The organism is Ruegeria sp., from assembly GCF_040830605.1.
In the GTDB taxonomy this organism is placed as follows: domain Bacteria; phylum Pseudomonadota; class Alphaproteobacteria; order Rhodobacterales; family Rhodobacteraceae; genus Ruegeria.
Genome location: NZ_JBFOMD010000008.1, coordinates 204,308 through 219,551, shown reverse-complemented (window position 1 = coordinate 219,551; position 15,244 = coordinate 204,308). Strand labels below are relative to the sequence as shown.

General features: G+C 62.6%; 14 protein-coding genes. 10 read left to right on the top strand and 4 right to left on the bottom strand.

Going from position 1 to position 15,244, the window contains the following annotated elements:
- The first annotated feature begins 345 nt into the window (after positions 1-345).
- The 10 genes from AB3N21_RS12500 (at position 346) to AB3N21_RS12455 (ending at position 9,704) form a co-directional block, all read left to right on the top strand.
- Complete coding sequence (locus AB3N21_RS12500) at positions 346-843, top strand: NADH-quinone oxidoreductase subunit J (protein WP_171175979.1); 498 nt, start codon at positions 346-348, stop codon at positions 841-843.
- Positions 840-1,145 (top strand): NADH-quinone oxidoreductase subunit NuoK, encoded by a 306-nt coding sequence (nuoK, locus tag AB3N21_RS12495; RefSeq protein WP_217351730.1) that lies wholly within the window; start codon positions 840-842, stop codon positions 1,143-1,145. Before AB3N21_RS12500 ends, nuoK begins: the two co-directional genes overlap by 4 nt.
- A 17-nt stretch (positions 1,146-1,162) precedes the next feature.
- Positions 1,163-2,611, top strand: coding sequence for a monovalent cation/H+ antiporter subunit D family protein (locus AB3N21_RS12490; protein WP_367935531.1), 1,449 nt, complete (start codon positions 1,163-1,165; stop codon positions 2,609-2,611).
- Positions 2,608-2,862, top strand: coding sequence for a hypothetical protein (locus AB3N21_RS12485; protein ID WP_367935530.1), 255 nt, complete (start codon positions 2,608-2,610; stop codon positions 2,860-2,862). The genes AB3N21_RS12490 and AB3N21_RS12485 overlap by 4 nt, the downstream gene beginning before the upstream one ends.
- Positions 2,855-4,615, top strand: coding sequence for a Na(+)/H(+) antiporter subunit D (locus AB3N21_RS12480; protein WP_367935529.1), 1,761 nt, complete (start codon positions 2,855-2,857; stop codon positions 4,613-4,615). Before AB3N21_RS12485 ends, AB3N21_RS12480 begins: the two co-directional genes overlap by 8 nt.
- A gap of 9 nt (positions 4,616-4,624) precedes the next feature.
- Positions 4,625-6,100 carry an NADH-quinone oxidoreductase subunit M gene (locus tag AB3N21_RS12475; RefSeq protein WP_367935528.1) on the top strand — a complete coding sequence of 492 codons (1,476 nt, stop codon included), beginning with the start codon at positions 4,625-4,627 and terminating at the stop codon, positions 6,098-6,100.
- Positions 6,097-7,533 (top strand): NADH-quinone oxidoreductase subunit N, encoded by a 1,437-nt coding sequence (locus tag AB3N21_RS12470; protein WP_367935527.1) that lies wholly within the window; start codon positions 6,097-6,099, stop codon positions 7,531-7,533. The genes AB3N21_RS12475 and AB3N21_RS12470 overlap by 4 nt, the downstream gene beginning before the upstream one ends.
- Before the next feature lie 95 nt (positions 7,534-7,628).
- Positions 7,629-8,615 (top strand): NADH-quinone oxidoreductase subunit NuoH, encoded by a 987-nt coding sequence (gene nuoH, locus AB3N21_RS12465; RefSeq protein ID WP_367935526.1) that lies wholly within the window; start codon positions 7,629-7,631, stop codon positions 8,613-8,615.
- A 7-nt stretch (positions 8,616-8,622) separates the two neighbouring features.
- Positions 8,623-9,189, top strand: coding sequence for an NADH-quinone oxidoreductase subunit I (locus tag AB3N21_RS12460; RefSeq protein WP_367935525.1), 567 nt, complete (start codon positions 8,623-8,625; stop codon positions 9,187-9,189).
- A gap of 74 nt (positions 9,190-9,263) precedes the next feature.
- Complete coding sequence (locus tag AB3N21_RS12455; RefSeq protein ID WP_171175995.1) at positions 9,264-9,704, top strand: CBS domain-containing protein; 441 nt, start codon at positions 9,264-9,266, stop codon at positions 9,702-9,704.
- Positions 9,705-9,820: 116 nt separating this feature from the next.
- On the opposite strand, the gene nuoG is transcribed toward AB3N21_RS12455, so the two are convergent.
- Genes nuoG through nuoD form a run of 4 tightly spaced genes read right to left on the bottom strand, consistent with a single transcriptional unit; the run spans position 9,821 to position 15,231 of the window.
- The gene (gene nuoG, locus AB3N21_RS12450; RefSeq protein WP_367935524.1) at positions 9,821-12,274 is read right to left on the bottom strand and encodes an NADH-quinone oxidoreductase subunit NuoG; all 2,454 of its coding nucleotides are present in this window, start codon (positions 12,272-12,274) and stop codon (positions 9,821-9,823) included.
- Positions 12,271-13,536 carry an NADH-quinone oxidoreductase subunit NuoF gene (nuoF, locus tag AB3N21_RS12445; protein ID WP_367935523.1) on the bottom strand — a complete coding sequence of 422 codons (1,266 nt, stop codon included), beginning with the start codon at positions 13,534-13,536 and terminating at the stop codon, positions 12,271-12,273. Before nuoF ends, nuoG begins: the two co-directional genes overlap by 4 nt.
- Positions 13,529-14,020, bottom strand: a complete 492-nt coding sequence (gene nuoE / locus AB3N21_RS12440) for an NADH-quinone oxidoreductase subunit NuoE (RefSeq protein ID WP_367935522.1) — start codon at positions 14,018-14,020, stop codon at positions 13,529-13,531. Before nuoE ends, nuoF begins: the two co-directional genes overlap by 8 nt.
- On the bottom strand, positions 14,017-15,231 hold the full coding sequence (gene nuoD, locus AB3N21_RS12435; RefSeq protein WP_367935521.1) for an NADH dehydrogenase (quinone) subunit D: 1,215 nt from the start codon (positions 15,229-15,231) through the stop codon (positions 14,017-14,019). The genes nuoE and nuoD overlap by 4 nt, the downstream gene beginning before the upstream one ends.
- Between the last annotated feature and the right edge of the window lie 13 nt (positions 15,232-15,244).

Here is a 15,244-nt window from a genome sequence, read left to right as displayed (position 1 = left end):
AGATATTGGCGGCGGGGGCGAGGTTCAACACCTTGTTGGTTGCGGTGATGAACGAAGGTTTACGGCTGAACTTTGGCTTTGACTTTCGGCGATTGGATCAAGCTCAGCTCGGCCCTTTTGCGCGGGATGATCGGCTGTGTTCAGCCGTGGCCTCCGGTGGAATGGGCCCGCGATGACTCGCTCCGGCTCGGGCCTCCGGATTATGCAGCTGCAGCATAAGACCACGAATTCCTTGTGAAAAATCGCCAGTTGAGGCACAATTTCAGGAAGTTTTCGTTTTACGTCACGCTTGCCAGCCCGGTTTTGTTGCACCGGATTGCAACCCCCGTCGGAGGGTCGACGTCGATGGAACTGGTTTTTTTTCTGTTGTTCGGAACCGTGGCCGTCGTGACGGCCCTGGGGGTGGTACTGGCGCGAAATCCGGTGCACAGCGCTGTCGCCCTGATGGCCTGTTTCGTCAACATCTCGGCCATTTTCGTGCTGCTGCAGGCGCCGCTTTTGGCGGTGATCCAGATATTCGTCTATGTCGGGGCGATCCTGGTCCTGTTCCTGTTCGTGACCATGATGCTGGATATCCGCGATGCCGAGTTGCAGCGGTTCCTGCCCGGGCGCAACCTGGCCGCCTTTGCGCTGCTGGTGCTGCTGGGGATCGAGATGCTGGTGCTGGTGCTGATGAGCAACCGGTTTCCGCAGGCCGCCGCCGGTTCTCGCACCGGGGGTGAGATCCGCGAGCTGGGCGTCACGCTGTTCTCGGATTACCTTTTGCCGTTCGAGGTGGCCTCGGTCATCCTGCTGGTGGCACTGGTCGGCGCCATCGTTCTGGCGCGGAAGGAGAGCGGATGATGGTGCCGCTCTCATGGTATATTGTTCTGGGCGTGGTTCTGTTCGTCATCGGTGCCGCCGGTGTTCTGATCCGGCGCAACATCCTTGTGGTGCTGATGTCGCTGGAGCTGCTGCTCAATTCCGTCAACATCAATTTCATCGCGTTCGGGCATTTCTACGACGATTTCCGTGGACGTATTTTTGCAATTTTCGTGATCGCGATCACCGCTGCGGAAGTTGCTGTCGCACTGGGCATTCTGGTCGCGCTGGTGCGCAACAAGGCCACCCTCAAGGTCGATGAGGTGGCGATCATGAAAGGGTAGCGGTCTTGGAGATGGTGATGTCCATTCGGCCGCTGCTGGCCGTTGCTGTCGCGGGGCTGGCCGCCGCGCTGGTCCTTATTCTCCATGACCGCAAACCGCTTCGCGATCTGGTATCGCCGGTGGCCGCCGTGGTGATGTTTGTGCTGGTGGTGTCGATGGCGCCCCGGGTGCTGGCCGGGGGCAGTTACGGGCTGGTCCTGTTCGAGATCCTGCCGGGCGTTGATTTTGCGTTCCGGGTGGATGCGCTGGGGCTGGTTTTTGCCACCATCTCGTCGGGGTTGTGGATCGTCGCCTCGGTCTATTCGCTGGGCTATATGCGCAGCCTGAACGAACATGCGCAAACCCGGTTCTTTGCCTGTTTCGCGACCAGTCTGGCGGCGGCGGCGGGCGGCGCCTTTGCCGCCAATATCTTTACGCTGGTGATCTTTTACGAGGTGCTTAGCCTGGTGACCTATCCGCTGGTCTATCACCACGAGGATGACGAGGCGTGGGACGGCAGCCGCAAATATCTCGTCTATCTGATGGGGGCGTCGAAAAGCGTGCTGCTGGCCGCGATTGCGCTGACCTATCATCTGGCCGGGTCGCTGGATTTCGTGCCGGGCGGGCTGCTGGCCGAGGTCGGCGCCTCATCCCTGGTGCTGACGGTTGTCTATTTCTGCTATCTCTTCGGGTTCGCCAAGGCGGCGCTGATGCCGCTGCATGCGTGGCTGCCTGCGGCCATGGTGGCGCCGACGCCGGTGAGCGCGCTGCTGCATGCGGTGGCGGTGGTGAAGATGGGTGTTTTCTGCGTGTTGCGCGTGGTCTTTCACGTCTTCGGCACCGAGCTGATGGATGGGCTGGGGCTGGCACTGGTCACTGCCTATCTGGCGTCGTTCACCATTCTCATGGCCTCGGTCTACGCGCTGACCCGCGACGATCTGAAGGCGCGGCTGGCTTATTCCACGGTCAGCCAGCTGTCGTATATCGTGCTGGGCGCGGTGCTGTTTTCGCCGGTCGCCATGGTCGGCGGGATATACCACATCGCGGCGCATGCGATTTCCAAGATCACGCTGTTCTTTTGCGCAGGCTCGATCTTTTGCGCGTCGGGCAAGCGCAAGATCAGCGAGATGGGGGGGATCGGGCGCAGGCTGCCCTGGACGATGGGGGCGTTTTTCATCGGCTCGCTGAGCATGATCGGGGTGCCGCCAGCGTCGGGTTTTGTTTCGAAATGGTATCTGGCGCTGGGGTCGGTCGAGGCCGAGCAGTTCGCGTTTCTGGTCGTGCTGCTGGTCAGCTCGGTCCTGAACGCCGCCTATTTCCTGCCCGTGAGCTATGTCGCCTTTTTCGGTGAGCCGAACGAAGGCCAGGGTGGTGTCCGCGAGATCCCGATGGTGACGATCCCGCTTGTGGTGACCGCGGTCCTGTCGCTGCTGATGGGGATTTTTCCCGGATATTTCATAGCATTGGCAGAAGGGGTGGTCCGATGATTGCACGCGTTGTCAACTTCTTCGGCGATCCTAAGTATGCCAAGCCGCGGCGGCTGCTGTTCTATGCCGTGCTGGTTCTGGTCGTGGTTGCCGATTTCCTGGCCCCGCGCGTGCATACCGAATACCTGTGGGAGCGGCTGCCGGGCTGGTCGGCGCTCTATGGCTTTGGCGCCTGCGTCCTGATCATCTTCGTTTCCAAATTCCTCGGCCATCAGGGCAAGCTGATGCGGCGGGAGGACTATTATGACTGAGTTCCTCCACCCCACCGTCCTGTTCCTGATCGGAGCCGTCCTGATCCCGGTGCTGAACGGGCTTTTGCGCAGGATCTGGCTGCTGCTGGTGCCGGTGCTGGCGATCATATCCGTGGCGACGGCGACGCCCGGAGCGTATGGCAGCCTGCGGTTTCTCGGGCAGGAGATCCTGATTGCCCGCGTCGACAAGCTGAGCCTAGTCTTTGCCACCGTGTTCACCATCATGTCGCTGATCGGCATGATCTATGCGCTGCACCTGAAGCGCGCCGATCAGCATGTGGCGGCGTTTGCTTATGTGGGCAGCGCGTTGGGCGTTGTGTTCGCGGGCGATTACCTGACGCTTTTCCTGTTCTGGGAGGGCATGGCCTTTGCCTCAGCCTATCTGATCTTTGCCAAGCGCGATCAGGCGGCGACGCGGGCCGGGTTCCGGTACCTCATGGTGCACCTGACCGGAGGCGTGGCGCTGCTGGCGGGGATCGTGATCTACGGGGCGGCCAATGGCTCGGTCCTGTTCGGCCCGGTCGAGGGGGCGATGGGCGTTGCCACCTATCTGATCCTGGCGGCCTTCATGCTGAACGCCGCCGTGCCGCCGCTCAACGCCTGGCTGACCGATGCCTACCCCGAGGCGACGGTGACCGGTGCCGTGTTCATGAGCGCGTTCACCACCAAGACCGCCGTCTACGTTCTGGCCCGGGCTTTTCCGGGAACCGAGCTGCTGGTCTGGCTGGGCACTGCCATGGCGATCTACGGGGTGATCTATGCAGTGCTGGAAAACGACTGCCGCCGCCTGCTGGCCTATCACATCGTCAGTCAGGTGGGATACATGGTGGCCGGTGTCGGCATCGGGACCGAGATGGCGGTCAACGGGGCGGCCAGCCATGCCTTTGCGCATATCCTTTACAAGGCGCTGCTGTTCATGGGCGCGGGCGCGGTGATCTATGTCACCGGGCGGCGCAAGCTGACCGAGCTGGGCGGGCTCTACCGGACCATGCCGCTGACCGTGGCCCTTTACATGATCGGGGCGTTTGCGATCTCGGCCTTCCCGTTCTTTTCGGGGTTTGTCAGCAAATCCATGGTGGTTGCCGCCGCCGGGTATGATCACCGCGCCTGGGTGATGCTGCTGCTGACGCTCGCCTCGTCCGGCACGTTCCTGCATACCGGGCTGAAGCTGCCCTATTACATGTTCTTTGCCAAGGATTCCGGGCTGCGCCCGCCCGAGCCGCCGCGCAACATGCTGATCGCCATGTCCATCGCGGCGGCCTTGTGCATCGGCATCGGCGTCTATCCGGCACCGCTCTATGCGCTGCTGCCCCATGAGGTCGATTTCGTCCCCTATACCGCGCAGCATGTGACCGAGAGCCTTGGCATTCTGATGTTCACCGCACTTGGTTTTGTCCTGTTCCTGAAATCGCTGGACCCCGAGAAGACGATCAGCCTCGACACCGACTGGGTCTATCGCAAGGGTGCCCGCGCGTTCATGTGGATCGCCGATGTGCCGGTGGCGCGTTATGAGCAGGCCGTCAGCCGGTTTTCCGAGACGGTGGGGCTGCGCTTTCTGCACCGCTCGGCAAACGCCAGCCTGCGGGCGGATCTTGGCGGGGTGGACGCCGTGGTGAACGGGGTGGCCAGCACCATCCTGCAGGGCGGGCGCCGCCTGCGGCGGGTCCAGACCGGTATCGTCTCGCAATATGCGGTGGCAATGGTTGCGGGCGTGGTCGCCGCAATCGCTGTCTATGCCGTTGTCTGGCAATAGGGGAACCGCATGGATTTCCCTCTGCTCAGCATAATCATCTTCCTGCCGGCGGCGGGTGCGTTGGTTTTGCTGTTCCTGCGGGACGATCTGGCGATCAGACGGGTTGCGCTTGGGGTCACCTTCGCGGATTTTCTGCTGTGCTTTCCGCTGCTTCTGGGGTTCGACACCTCCACCCATGAGATGCAGTTCACGGAAACGCACACGTGGATACCCGGCCTCGGGATCCGGTATGCGCTGGGCGTTGACGGTATCTCGGTGCTGTTTGTCTTTCTGGCGGCGCTCTTGGGCTGGATCTGCGTTCTGGCCTCGTGGCGGGCCATCGAGACCATGGTGAAAGAGTTCATGGTCAGCCTGCTGGCCATGCAGACCCTGATGCTGGGCGTGTTCTCGGCGCTGGACCTGTTTCTGTTCTACGTGTTCTGGGAGGCGATGCTGGTGCCGATGTACGCCATCATCGGGATCTGGGGGGGCGCGCGCCGGGTCTATGCCGCGTTCAAGTTCTTCCTTTATACGCTGGCGGGCAGCGTGCTGTTTCTTGTGGGGATCATCGTTCTGTATTTTCAGGGTGGAAAGACGTTCGATATCCTCGCGCTGATGCAGGCGGATTTGCCCTTTGCCCTGCAATCTTGGCTGTTTTTCGCGTTTCTGGTGGCCTTTGCGGTCAAGGTGCCGATGGTGCCGGTGCATACCTGGCTGCCCGATGCCCATGTCGAGGCACCGACGGCGGGCAGTATCATCCTGGCGGGCGTGTTGCTGAAGATGGGCGCCTATGGCTTCCTGCGCTTTTCGCTGCCGATCCTGCCCGAGGCGTCGGTCTATTATTCGACTTTCATGCTGCTGCTCTCGGCCGTTGCCATCGTCTATGGCGGGTTTCTGGCGCTGGCGCAGGACGATCTGAAGAAACTGGTGGCCTATTCCAGCATCTCGCACATGGGGTTTGTCACGCTGGGAATCTTTGCGCTGAACGGGCAGGGGCTGGGCGGGGGCATCCTGCAGATGTTCAACCATGGCGTCACAACCGGGGCGCTGTTCCTGTTCGTGGGCCTGATCTATGAGCGCACGCATACGCGCAGCATCGCCGACTATGGCGGGCTGATGAAGGCCGCCCCGATTTACACCGTGTTTCTGGGGCTCTTCACGCTGTCGTCCATGGCGTTACCGGGGCTGAATTCCTTTGTCGGTGAACTTTTGATCCTGTCGGGAGCCTTTGCGGCGCGGCCCGTGATTGCCGCCATCTCGATCCTCGGGGCGCTGCTGGCGGCTGCCTACCTGCTCAGCATGTTCCGGCGGGTGGCGCTGGGGGCGGCTGAGGTTGGTGAACGGTTCAGGATCTGGGACCTGACCCGGCGCGAGGTCGCGGCGGCGCTGCCGCTGGCGGTACTGGTGATCTGGATCGGGCTTTATCCCAAGCCGTTCCTGACCATCATCGGCGCGTCCGCCGAGCATCTGCTGGAGCAGGTCCACGGGGTGGAGGGTGCGGAATGAACCAGGCCCAGCTCCTCCAGTCCGTCATTGCCAGCCTGCCTGAGATTGTGGTGATCATCGGGGCCTGCATCCTGCTGATCGTGGGCCTGTTCGTGCCGCCCGGGCGTCGCCATCTGCTGGGTTGGGCCGCCATCGCGGTGATCCTGTGTGCCGCCGCGCTGACCTTTGCCATCGGCGGCGAGAATGCCGGTGCCTATTCGGGCATGTTCGTGACGGATCAGTTTTCAAGGTTCTTCAAGGGTATATTCTACATCGCCACCGCGCTGACCCTGTTGATGTCGCGCGGGTTCATCGAGATCGAGCGGATCAATATCGGCGAATACCACGCCCTGCTGCTGTTTGCGCTGTCGGGGATGATGATCATGGCCTCGGCCACCGATCTGCTGTCGATCTATGTCGGGCTCGAACTGATGGCGCTGTGCACCTATGTGCTGACCGGGTTCATGCGGCGCGAGCGGCGCTCGAACGAGGCGGCGCTGAAATACGTGGTGCTGGGGGCGGTGGCCACGGGGGTGTTCCTGTATGGCGTCTCGCTGATCTACGGGCTGACCGGAACCACCGAGCTGAGCGCGATCGCCGCCGCAACCGGGCAGGCGCGCGATCCGGGCATCCTGCTTGCGGTTGCGTTCATCGTGGCGGGGCTGGGGTTCAAGATCGGCGCGGTGCCGTTCCACATGTGGGTGCCCGACATCTACGAGGGCGCCCCCACGCCCATCACCGCCTTTATGTCGGTGGGGCCGAAGGCCGCCGGGTTCGCGGTGATCCTGCGGGTTTTCCTGAACCCGCTGGTGGCCGTGTCCGAGGTCGGGCTGGTAGTTGCGGTGATCGCTGTGGTCACGATTGCGCTGGGCAGCTTCGTCGCGCTGGTGCAGGACAACATCAAGCGGCTGCTGGCCTATTCCAGCATCGCGCATTCGGGGTTTGCGCTGCTGGGCATCGTCGCGGGCGGGCCGGACGGGATTGCCAGCGTGATGCTGTACCTGCTGATCTATACCTTCATGAATATCGGCATCTTCGCCGCCATCGTGGTGATGCGCAGCGAAAAAGTGCAGGGCGAGGCCATCGAGGATTTCTCGGGCCTGGCCCGGTCCCATCGCGCGCTTGGGCTGCTGATGCTGCTGTTCCTGTTCGCGCTGGCGGGCATCCCGCCGACAGCCGGATTTTTCGCCAAGTTCTACATTCTGGTCGCGCTGATCGATCAGGGCATGGTGGCGATCCCTGTGATCGCCGTGCTGCTGAGCGTGGTTGCCGCCTATTTCTATATCCGCATCGTCATGGTGATCTACATGCGCGAGCCGGTGGCTGGAACCGCTCCGGCCTTTACCCCGGACCTTACGCTGGTTCTGGCGATTGCGGCGGCAGGAACGGTCCTTATCGGGCTGTTTCCGCAGTGGTTTCTGGACCTGGCGCAAAGCTCGATCCTGCAACGATAAATCTGGGATGCGGCGGTTTCGGCAAGATTATGGTATGATTGGCGAAACCGCCGCTCCACTGGGCCGGCGTCCCCACATCGGATGGGTAGTCTGACATGGAACTCGCCATTGCTATCGGACTGATTGTCATCAAGGTCGGCATCCTGATTGCCGCCCTGCTGCTGCTGCCGATGCCACTGGTCTGGCTTGAACGCAAGATCGCCGGGCATATCCAGCAGCGGATGGGGCCGATGCGGGTCGGCTGGCATGGCCTGCTGCAGCCGGTGGCGGACGGTATCAAGCTGCTCACCAAGGAAGATCACATTCCCAGCGACGCCGATCAGTTCCTGTTCAAGCTGGCGCCGATCCTGGCGATGGTGCCGCCCTTCGTGGTCTTTGTCGCCATTCCCTTCGGCGAGAGTGTCTCGGTTCTGGGCCACGAGATCACGCTTTACGTCTCGGACATGAACGTGGCGCTGCTGTTCATCCTGGCGGTGATCGGGATCGAGGTTTATGGCGTGATCTTCGGCGGTTGGGCGTCGAACAGCAAATATGGCGTGCTGGGCGGTCTCAGGACCTGTGCCCAGATGATCAGCTATGAGATCCCCATGGGCTTTGCCGTCATCGGCGTGGTGATGCTGGCGCAATCCATGAGCCTGCTCGACATCGTGCGGGCGCAGTCCGACGTCTGGAACGTGGTCTACCAGCCGGTAGGCTTCTTCGTGTTTTTCGTTGCCGGGCTGGCCGAGGCGCAGCGAGTGCCCTTTGATCTGGCCGAGGCCGAGGGCGATCTGGGTGCCGGGTTTCACACCGAATATAGCGGCATCCGCTTCGCCTTTTTCATGGTCAGCGAATACGCGGTGATGGTGCTGGTCTCGGTGCTGACGGTGATCCTGTTCTTCGGCGGCTGGAACGGCGTGCTGATCCCGCTGCCGCCGATCCTGTGGTTTCTGATCAAGGTGGCGTTCTTCATCTACGTGTTCATGTGGTTCCGCTTCACCTTTCCGCGCTACCGCTACGATCAGCTCATGTCCATCGGGTGGAAAGTCTTGCTTCCGCTGTCGCTGGTGAACATAATCATAACAGGGGTTGTTTTCGTATGAGGCAGCCATGACCAAAGTTGCAGACAAGCGGAATACCTGGATCGGGTGGGCCTTCTTCTCCGATATCGGGGATGCGTTGATGCTGACCTTCAGCTACATGATCTCGCGCCCGGTGACCGAGCAATATCCCGACACCGAGAAATGGCTGCCCTATTCGCGCTATCGCGGCCATCACTTTCTGAAGCGGAACGACGAGGGCGAGATCAACTGCGTCGCCTGCGAGCTATGCGCCAAGATCTGCCCCTGCGACTGCATCACCGTGGTGCCCTATGAGGATGAAAACGGCGCCCGACACCCCAAGGTGTTCGATATCGACACCGCGCGCTGCCTGTTCTGCGGGCTGTGCGAGGATGCCTGCCCGGCGGATGCGATCGCGCTTGGGCAGCAGTATGAATTCTCCAGCTTCAACTCGTCCGATCTGGTGGTCGGGCGGGACGATTTGCTGACGAAACCGGGCAAGGCGGAAACCGGCGGCGGCGTGGTCCGGGCACGTCTCGACACAGCCGACGGCGTGCGCGTGGAGACCGCGCAGGAGGAAGGCTATAACTGGTGGCGGAACATCCGCCGCAAGTAAGCCCTGAGCGCGCCGGCAAGGAACATGGAAACGTGCGGAAAGCCATTGGCAGGGTCACTGCCAGGGAGGGTGTGATGTATGTTTCCGATGTATTGCAGTTAAAGGGGCACGACGTTGTCTCGGTTGCGGCGGACACGCCCGCGGTCGATGTGCTCAGGCTGTTTCAGGACAGGCAGATCGGTCTGGTCGTCGTCGGGCAGACGCCGACGCATGTGGAGGGGACGGCCTCGGAGCGGAACTTCTGCAACGCGGTGGCGACGCATGGCCCCGAGGCGCTGAACCAGCCCGTTGCCGCGATCATGGAGCGCCGTCTGATCACCTGCGCGGCGGACGATACGCTGCCCCGGGTGATGGCGATCATGACGCAGGAGCGCAAACGCCACGTGCTGGTGATGGACGGCGAGACGCTGGCGGGGGTGATCAGTATCGGTGATGTGGTCAAGCACCGGCTGGACGAGGCGCTGCGGACCGAAAAGGAACTGCACCATTACATCGCCGGGACCGGGTATCATTAATGCACTTTGGAAAAAACATAAGGTATCGAGCATCACTTAACGCGTTGAAATCCACGATTTCAGGCAGCGTTGAGTGATACAGGTATTTTTCAAAGTGCTGTAAGGCGTTTCGCAGTTCAGCCGTCTGCCGCCTGCACATCGACGGGGCAGGGGTATTCTCCTCGGGTCATCAGGCTGTTGAGCCGCAGATTCCGGTAGGTTTCGGGCACGAAAACCAGACCTTCGGGGAAATCCGGGGTGACTTTCAGGCGGGCTGTCAGTTTTCCCCTGGCCGAGGCGACCTGAACGGTCTGGCCATCCGCAAGATCTCGGGCCTGCGCATCCGCAGTACTCATCTCGACAAAGGCGGCAGGGGCGACGGTATCCAGCGTTTTGGAATGCTCGGAGAGATATCCGCCGTGGAACAGCCCGTTGCCGGTGATTAGGTGCAACCCGTTTGTTGCCTTGGGCCCGGATGATGCGGGCAGATCCAGCGAGCCGGTCGAACGCGTCTCAGTTGATGCGGTGAAGGTGCCATCGGGGTCGATCCCCGCCGCGCTGAGACCGGAATAGGCCGGGATGGTGTCGGCGATCTCGTCGAATATTTCGGCAGGAGAGGCAGCAAGGGGCTTGTCGAACAGCGCTGCGAGCCATTGGAAGACATCCAGATTTGGTCTGGCATCGAACATCGGCACGCGGAACTCGCGCACCGACTGAACCCGGCCCTCGTTGTTGGTGAAACTCCCGGTTTCCTCGCCATGCGCCGCTGCGGGCAGCACGATGTCGGCAGAGCCCGCAATGTCGCTGAGCATCGCGTCCTGCACGATCAGCAGGTCCACCGCTTCGAGCGCAGCCTGCACGCCGGCTCGGTCGGGACAGGACAGGAGCGGATCGCCTCCGGCCACATAAAGCGCGCCGATCTGCCGGTTTGCACACCGGTCGAGCAGGTCGGACAGCGTCTGGGTGGACGTCGTGGCGATGTCCCAAGACCCGAGCTGGTTGGGGCGGTCGAACAGCCCCTGAAGCGCGATCTTTTTGCCCTGCGATTGCAGGTGGTGAAGGATGTTGTAGATCAGGGACAGCGATGTTTCGGCGTTCGGCGATCTGAACAGGTCGGTGCCGATCAGAACGGTGATGCTTTGGGCCGATGACAGCGCTGAATGCACCTGACCGAGAGCGGCTTCGGCGCGTTGGCGGGCCGGATCGTTCCAGATGCTTTGCAGCCCCGATGCATCCTTACCGAACTCACCGGCGGCAAGACCGGCGAGGAGCGTGGACAGGACGGTATCCTCGCGCCCGGGCGGCATCCGCAGCGCCGCCTGCGCGTCGGCGTCGAGGCGCGACGGGCGGGCCGATAGCAGGCAAAGCCGGGTCTCGCCCTCGCGGACGGCGCCGCGCAGCAGGTATTCGCTGACCGGGTTTTCCTCGGTCACGTTGGTACCGATGATCAGCGTGCAGTCGGCCCGGATCACCTCTTGCAGCGGTGCGCGCGTGTAGAAATCGCGGATCAGCGGGCCCAGCGCCGCCGGGATGTCGAAGCGCGTGGACGTCGCGACCAGATCGCTGTCGAATACCGTGCGCATCAGGCGGTGGAACTGGAACTGCGCCTCGTTGGTCAGGCGGGGCGAGACGATCCCTGCCGCCTTGCCTGTCAGCGACGGGACCCGGTCCCGCAGATACTCTCCGGCCTCGTCCCAGGAGACCGGCACCAAACGGTCCTCGAGCCGGATCATCGGGCGTTTGATCCGGTCGGGGCTGGCAAAACCATCCATGCCGAAACGACCGCGCACGCAAAGGGTCTCGAGATTCAGCCCGGTGTCCCATTTGGAGCGCACGCGCATGAACTCACCGTCACGCGTGCCGACGGTCAGGTGGCAGCCAGTGCCGCAATGGGGGCAGATCGTATCGGTTTCGGCCAGATCCCAGGGCCGCGACTTGTAGCGGTAGGGAAAGCTCATCAGTGCGCCGACCGGGCATACCTCGATACAGTTGCCGCATTGATCGCAGCTGGCGAGACTGCCCTCGAACCCGGTGACGGCCGTGTCCATGCCCTTGTCGACGGTGCCCAGCGCCACGGCGCCCACCACCTCTTCGCAGATGCGGACGCAGCGCTGGCACTGGATACAGCGGTTCACGTTCATGATCACCACCGGGCTGAGCTGGATGTCCTTGGAGTGGAACACACGTTTGGGATCGCGGAACAGGCTCTCGCGCGGGCCGTACGCCATCACCATGTCCTGCAGCTCGCATTCGCCGCCCTTGTCGCAGATCGGGCAGTCCAGCGGGTGGTTGGCCAACAGCATGTCCAGCATCGAGGACCGCGTTTCGGCCACCCGCTCGGTGTCGGTGCGCACCACCATGCCGTCCATGACCGCGGTGGCGCAGGCCGGTTGCAGCTTGCCTTGCCCCTCGATCTCGACCAGGCACATGCGGCATGAGGCCAGAACCGGCAGGCGTTTCTGGTAGCAGAAGGTGGGAATGTCGATCTGCAAACCCTCTGCCGCGGTCAGGATCGTCGTGCCCGGTGCTACCCGCAGGTCATGGCCGTCGATGGTGACGGCGAGGGTGGTGATGTCGCTGGTGTCGCTCAATGGTACGGGCACCTCCCTTCGTCGATATGGGCCGTGAATTCATCTTTGAAGTGCTTTAGCGCCGCCCGGATGCCCATCGCCGCGCCGTCGCCCAGCGCGCAGAACGTGTTTCCGAAGATGCCGCCGCAGAGCCGTTCGAGCTGTTCCAGGTCGGTTGACGCGCCTTCGCCCGCCTCGATCCGGCGCATGATCTTGACGGCCCAGTCCAGCCCCTCGCGGCAGGGCGTACATTTCCCGCAGCTTTCGTGGTGGAAAAACTCGACGATCCGGGTGGCCACCTTGACGATGCAGGTGTTGTCGTCGATGGCGATCACCCCCGCCGAGCCGAGCATCGAGCCCACCCCGGCGAGCGAGTCGAAATCCATCCCCACATCCAGACCCTCTGCCGGGATCATCGGTGCGGATACGCCGCCGGGGATGACGGCCTTGATCTGGCGGCCCTCGGGCGCGCCGCCGCCATGTTCCTCGATCAGTTCGCGCAGCGGGATGCCCATGGGCAGCTCATACAGCCCTGGTTTGCGCAGGCTTCCGGACAGGCAATAGAGCTTGGGGCCGGGGCTGCGTTCCGGCCCGATGCCGTTAAACCAGGACGAGCCGCGCTCGACGATATGGGGCACGCAGGCCAGCGTTTCGACATTGTTGATGACCGTGGGGCTGTCGTAGAGGCCCGCAACGGCGGGAAACGGCGGTTTCAGGCGCGGTTGCGCGCGCCGGCCCTGCAGGGATTCCAGCATCGCGGTCTCTTCGCCACAGATATAGGCCCCGGCGCCCTCGTGAATGTGAACCTCGAAATTGAAGTCCGAGCCCAGGATGCCGCGTCCCAGACAGCCCTCGGCATGGGCCTCGCGGATCGCAGTTTCCAGAATGCGGATCGCCTTTACATACTCGCCGCGGATGTAGAGATAGCCGGTTTCGGCGCCAATCGCGTAGGCGCAGATCGCCATCCCTTCAAGCAGTTGATGCGGGTCTTCTTCCATGATGATCCGGTCCTTGAAGGTGCCCGGCTCACCCTCATCCGCGTTGCAGCACAGGTATTTCGGTTTCTCCTGCCCCTTGGGCACGAAGCTCCATTTGAGGCCGGTCGGAAACCCCGCCCCGCCGCGCCCGCGCAGGCCCGAACCCTTGACCAGTTCGATGATCTCGTCGGGGGTATAGTCGTTCAGCGCCTTTTGCAGCGCTTCGTAGCCACCGACCGAGCGATAGTGGCTCAGGCTGTGGCTGTCGGGCTGGCCGACGCTTTTGAGCAGGACCGGCTCAAACATCGGCCTTCTCCCGCCCCGCCCGCAACGTTGCCAGCAGAGCGTCGATGCGGTCGGCATCCAGATTGCCGTGATAGTCGTCACCCACCTGCATCACCGGCGCCATCTCGCAAGCGCCGAGGCATTCCACGGTCGAGAGTGTGAACATCCCGTCCCCGGTAGTCTCGCCCTCGGCGATCCCCAAGACCTGTTCCATATGCCGCAGCAGCGCCTCGGCGCCGCGCAACATGCAGGAGACATTGTCGCAAAGCTGCAGGTGGACCTGCCCCACCGGTTCCGTGTGAAACAGGGTGTAGAACGTCGCCAGTTCGTAGACCCAGATACGCTCGACCCCGAGGATATCGGCGACCTCTTCCAGAACCTCTCCGGTCAGATGCCCGTATTCCCGTTGCGCGATCATCAGCGCCGGCATGATGGCCGAGCGCTGATCGGGATAGGCCTCGGCCGCCGCCTCGATCCGGGCGCGCATATCCAGGGGCGCGTTCATTTGTCGACCTCCGCCATCACCGGGTCCAGGCTGCCCAGCATCGCGATCATGTCGGCGAGGTAGTGGGCGTTCTTGGCCACGAACAGCGCCTGCAGATTGACGAAGGACGGCGCGCGCACCTTCATCCGGAACGGGTTGGGGGAGCCGTCGCTGACGATGTAGAACCCAAGCTCTCCCTTCGGGGCCTCGATGGCCGAATAGACCTCGCCCGCGGGTACCTTGAAGCCATACGCGGACAGGTCGAAATGCTGGATCAGCGCCTCCATCGAGCTATGAACCCGGTCCTTGTCGACCGGGAAGGCAACGGTGGGAATGTCCACCAGAAACGGGCCGTCTGGCATCTGGACCAGGCATTGTTCGATGATCCGGACGCTTTCGCGCATCTCTTCGACCCGACAGCGCCAGCGGGCGTAACAATCGCCTTCGTCATGGGTGATGACGTCGAAATCGAGTTGGTCGTAGATCTCGTACGGCTCGTCGCGGCGGATGTCCCAATCGACGCCCGAGGCGCGCAGGTTCGGCCCGCTCAGCCCCATGTCGATCGCGTCCTCGGGACTGATCACGCCGATGCCTTCGGTCCGCTTGAGGAACATGCGGTTTTTCTCCACCAGCCGTTCGTAATCGCGGATGCGGTTGGGGAAGATGTCGCAGAATTCGCGGATCTTCACGGCGAATTCCTCAGGCAGATCCTCGCGCACGCCGCCGACGCGGCAGTACGAGGTATGCATCCGCGCGCCGGTGACCATTTCCATCAGGTCCATGATCATCTCGCGCTCGCGCATCGCATAGAGCAGCGCGGTCATCGCACCCAGATCCATCGGCAGCGCGCCGGTGATCAGCAGGTGCCCCGACAGGCGCGCCAGTTCGGCCATGATCACCCGGATGTATTGCGCGCGCACCGGCGCCTCGATATCCAGCAGTTTTTCGACGGCCAGCGCAAAGGCCAGGTTGTTCGACGGCGGGCAGACATAGTCGAGCCGGTCGGTCAGCGGGAAGATCTGGGTGTAGGTGAAGGTCTCGGACAGCTTCTCGGTGCCCCGGTGCAGATAGCCGATATGGGGGTCCACCCGTTCGACATATTCGCCGTCCATTTCCAGAACCAGCCGCAGGACACCGTGCGTACTGGGATGCTGCGGCCCGAGGTTGAGCAGCACCTCTTTGGTGTCCGGCGAGGCCCCTTCCGGGGCGCGCAATTCGGTTGCTTCGGTCATGGTGCTGCTCCGG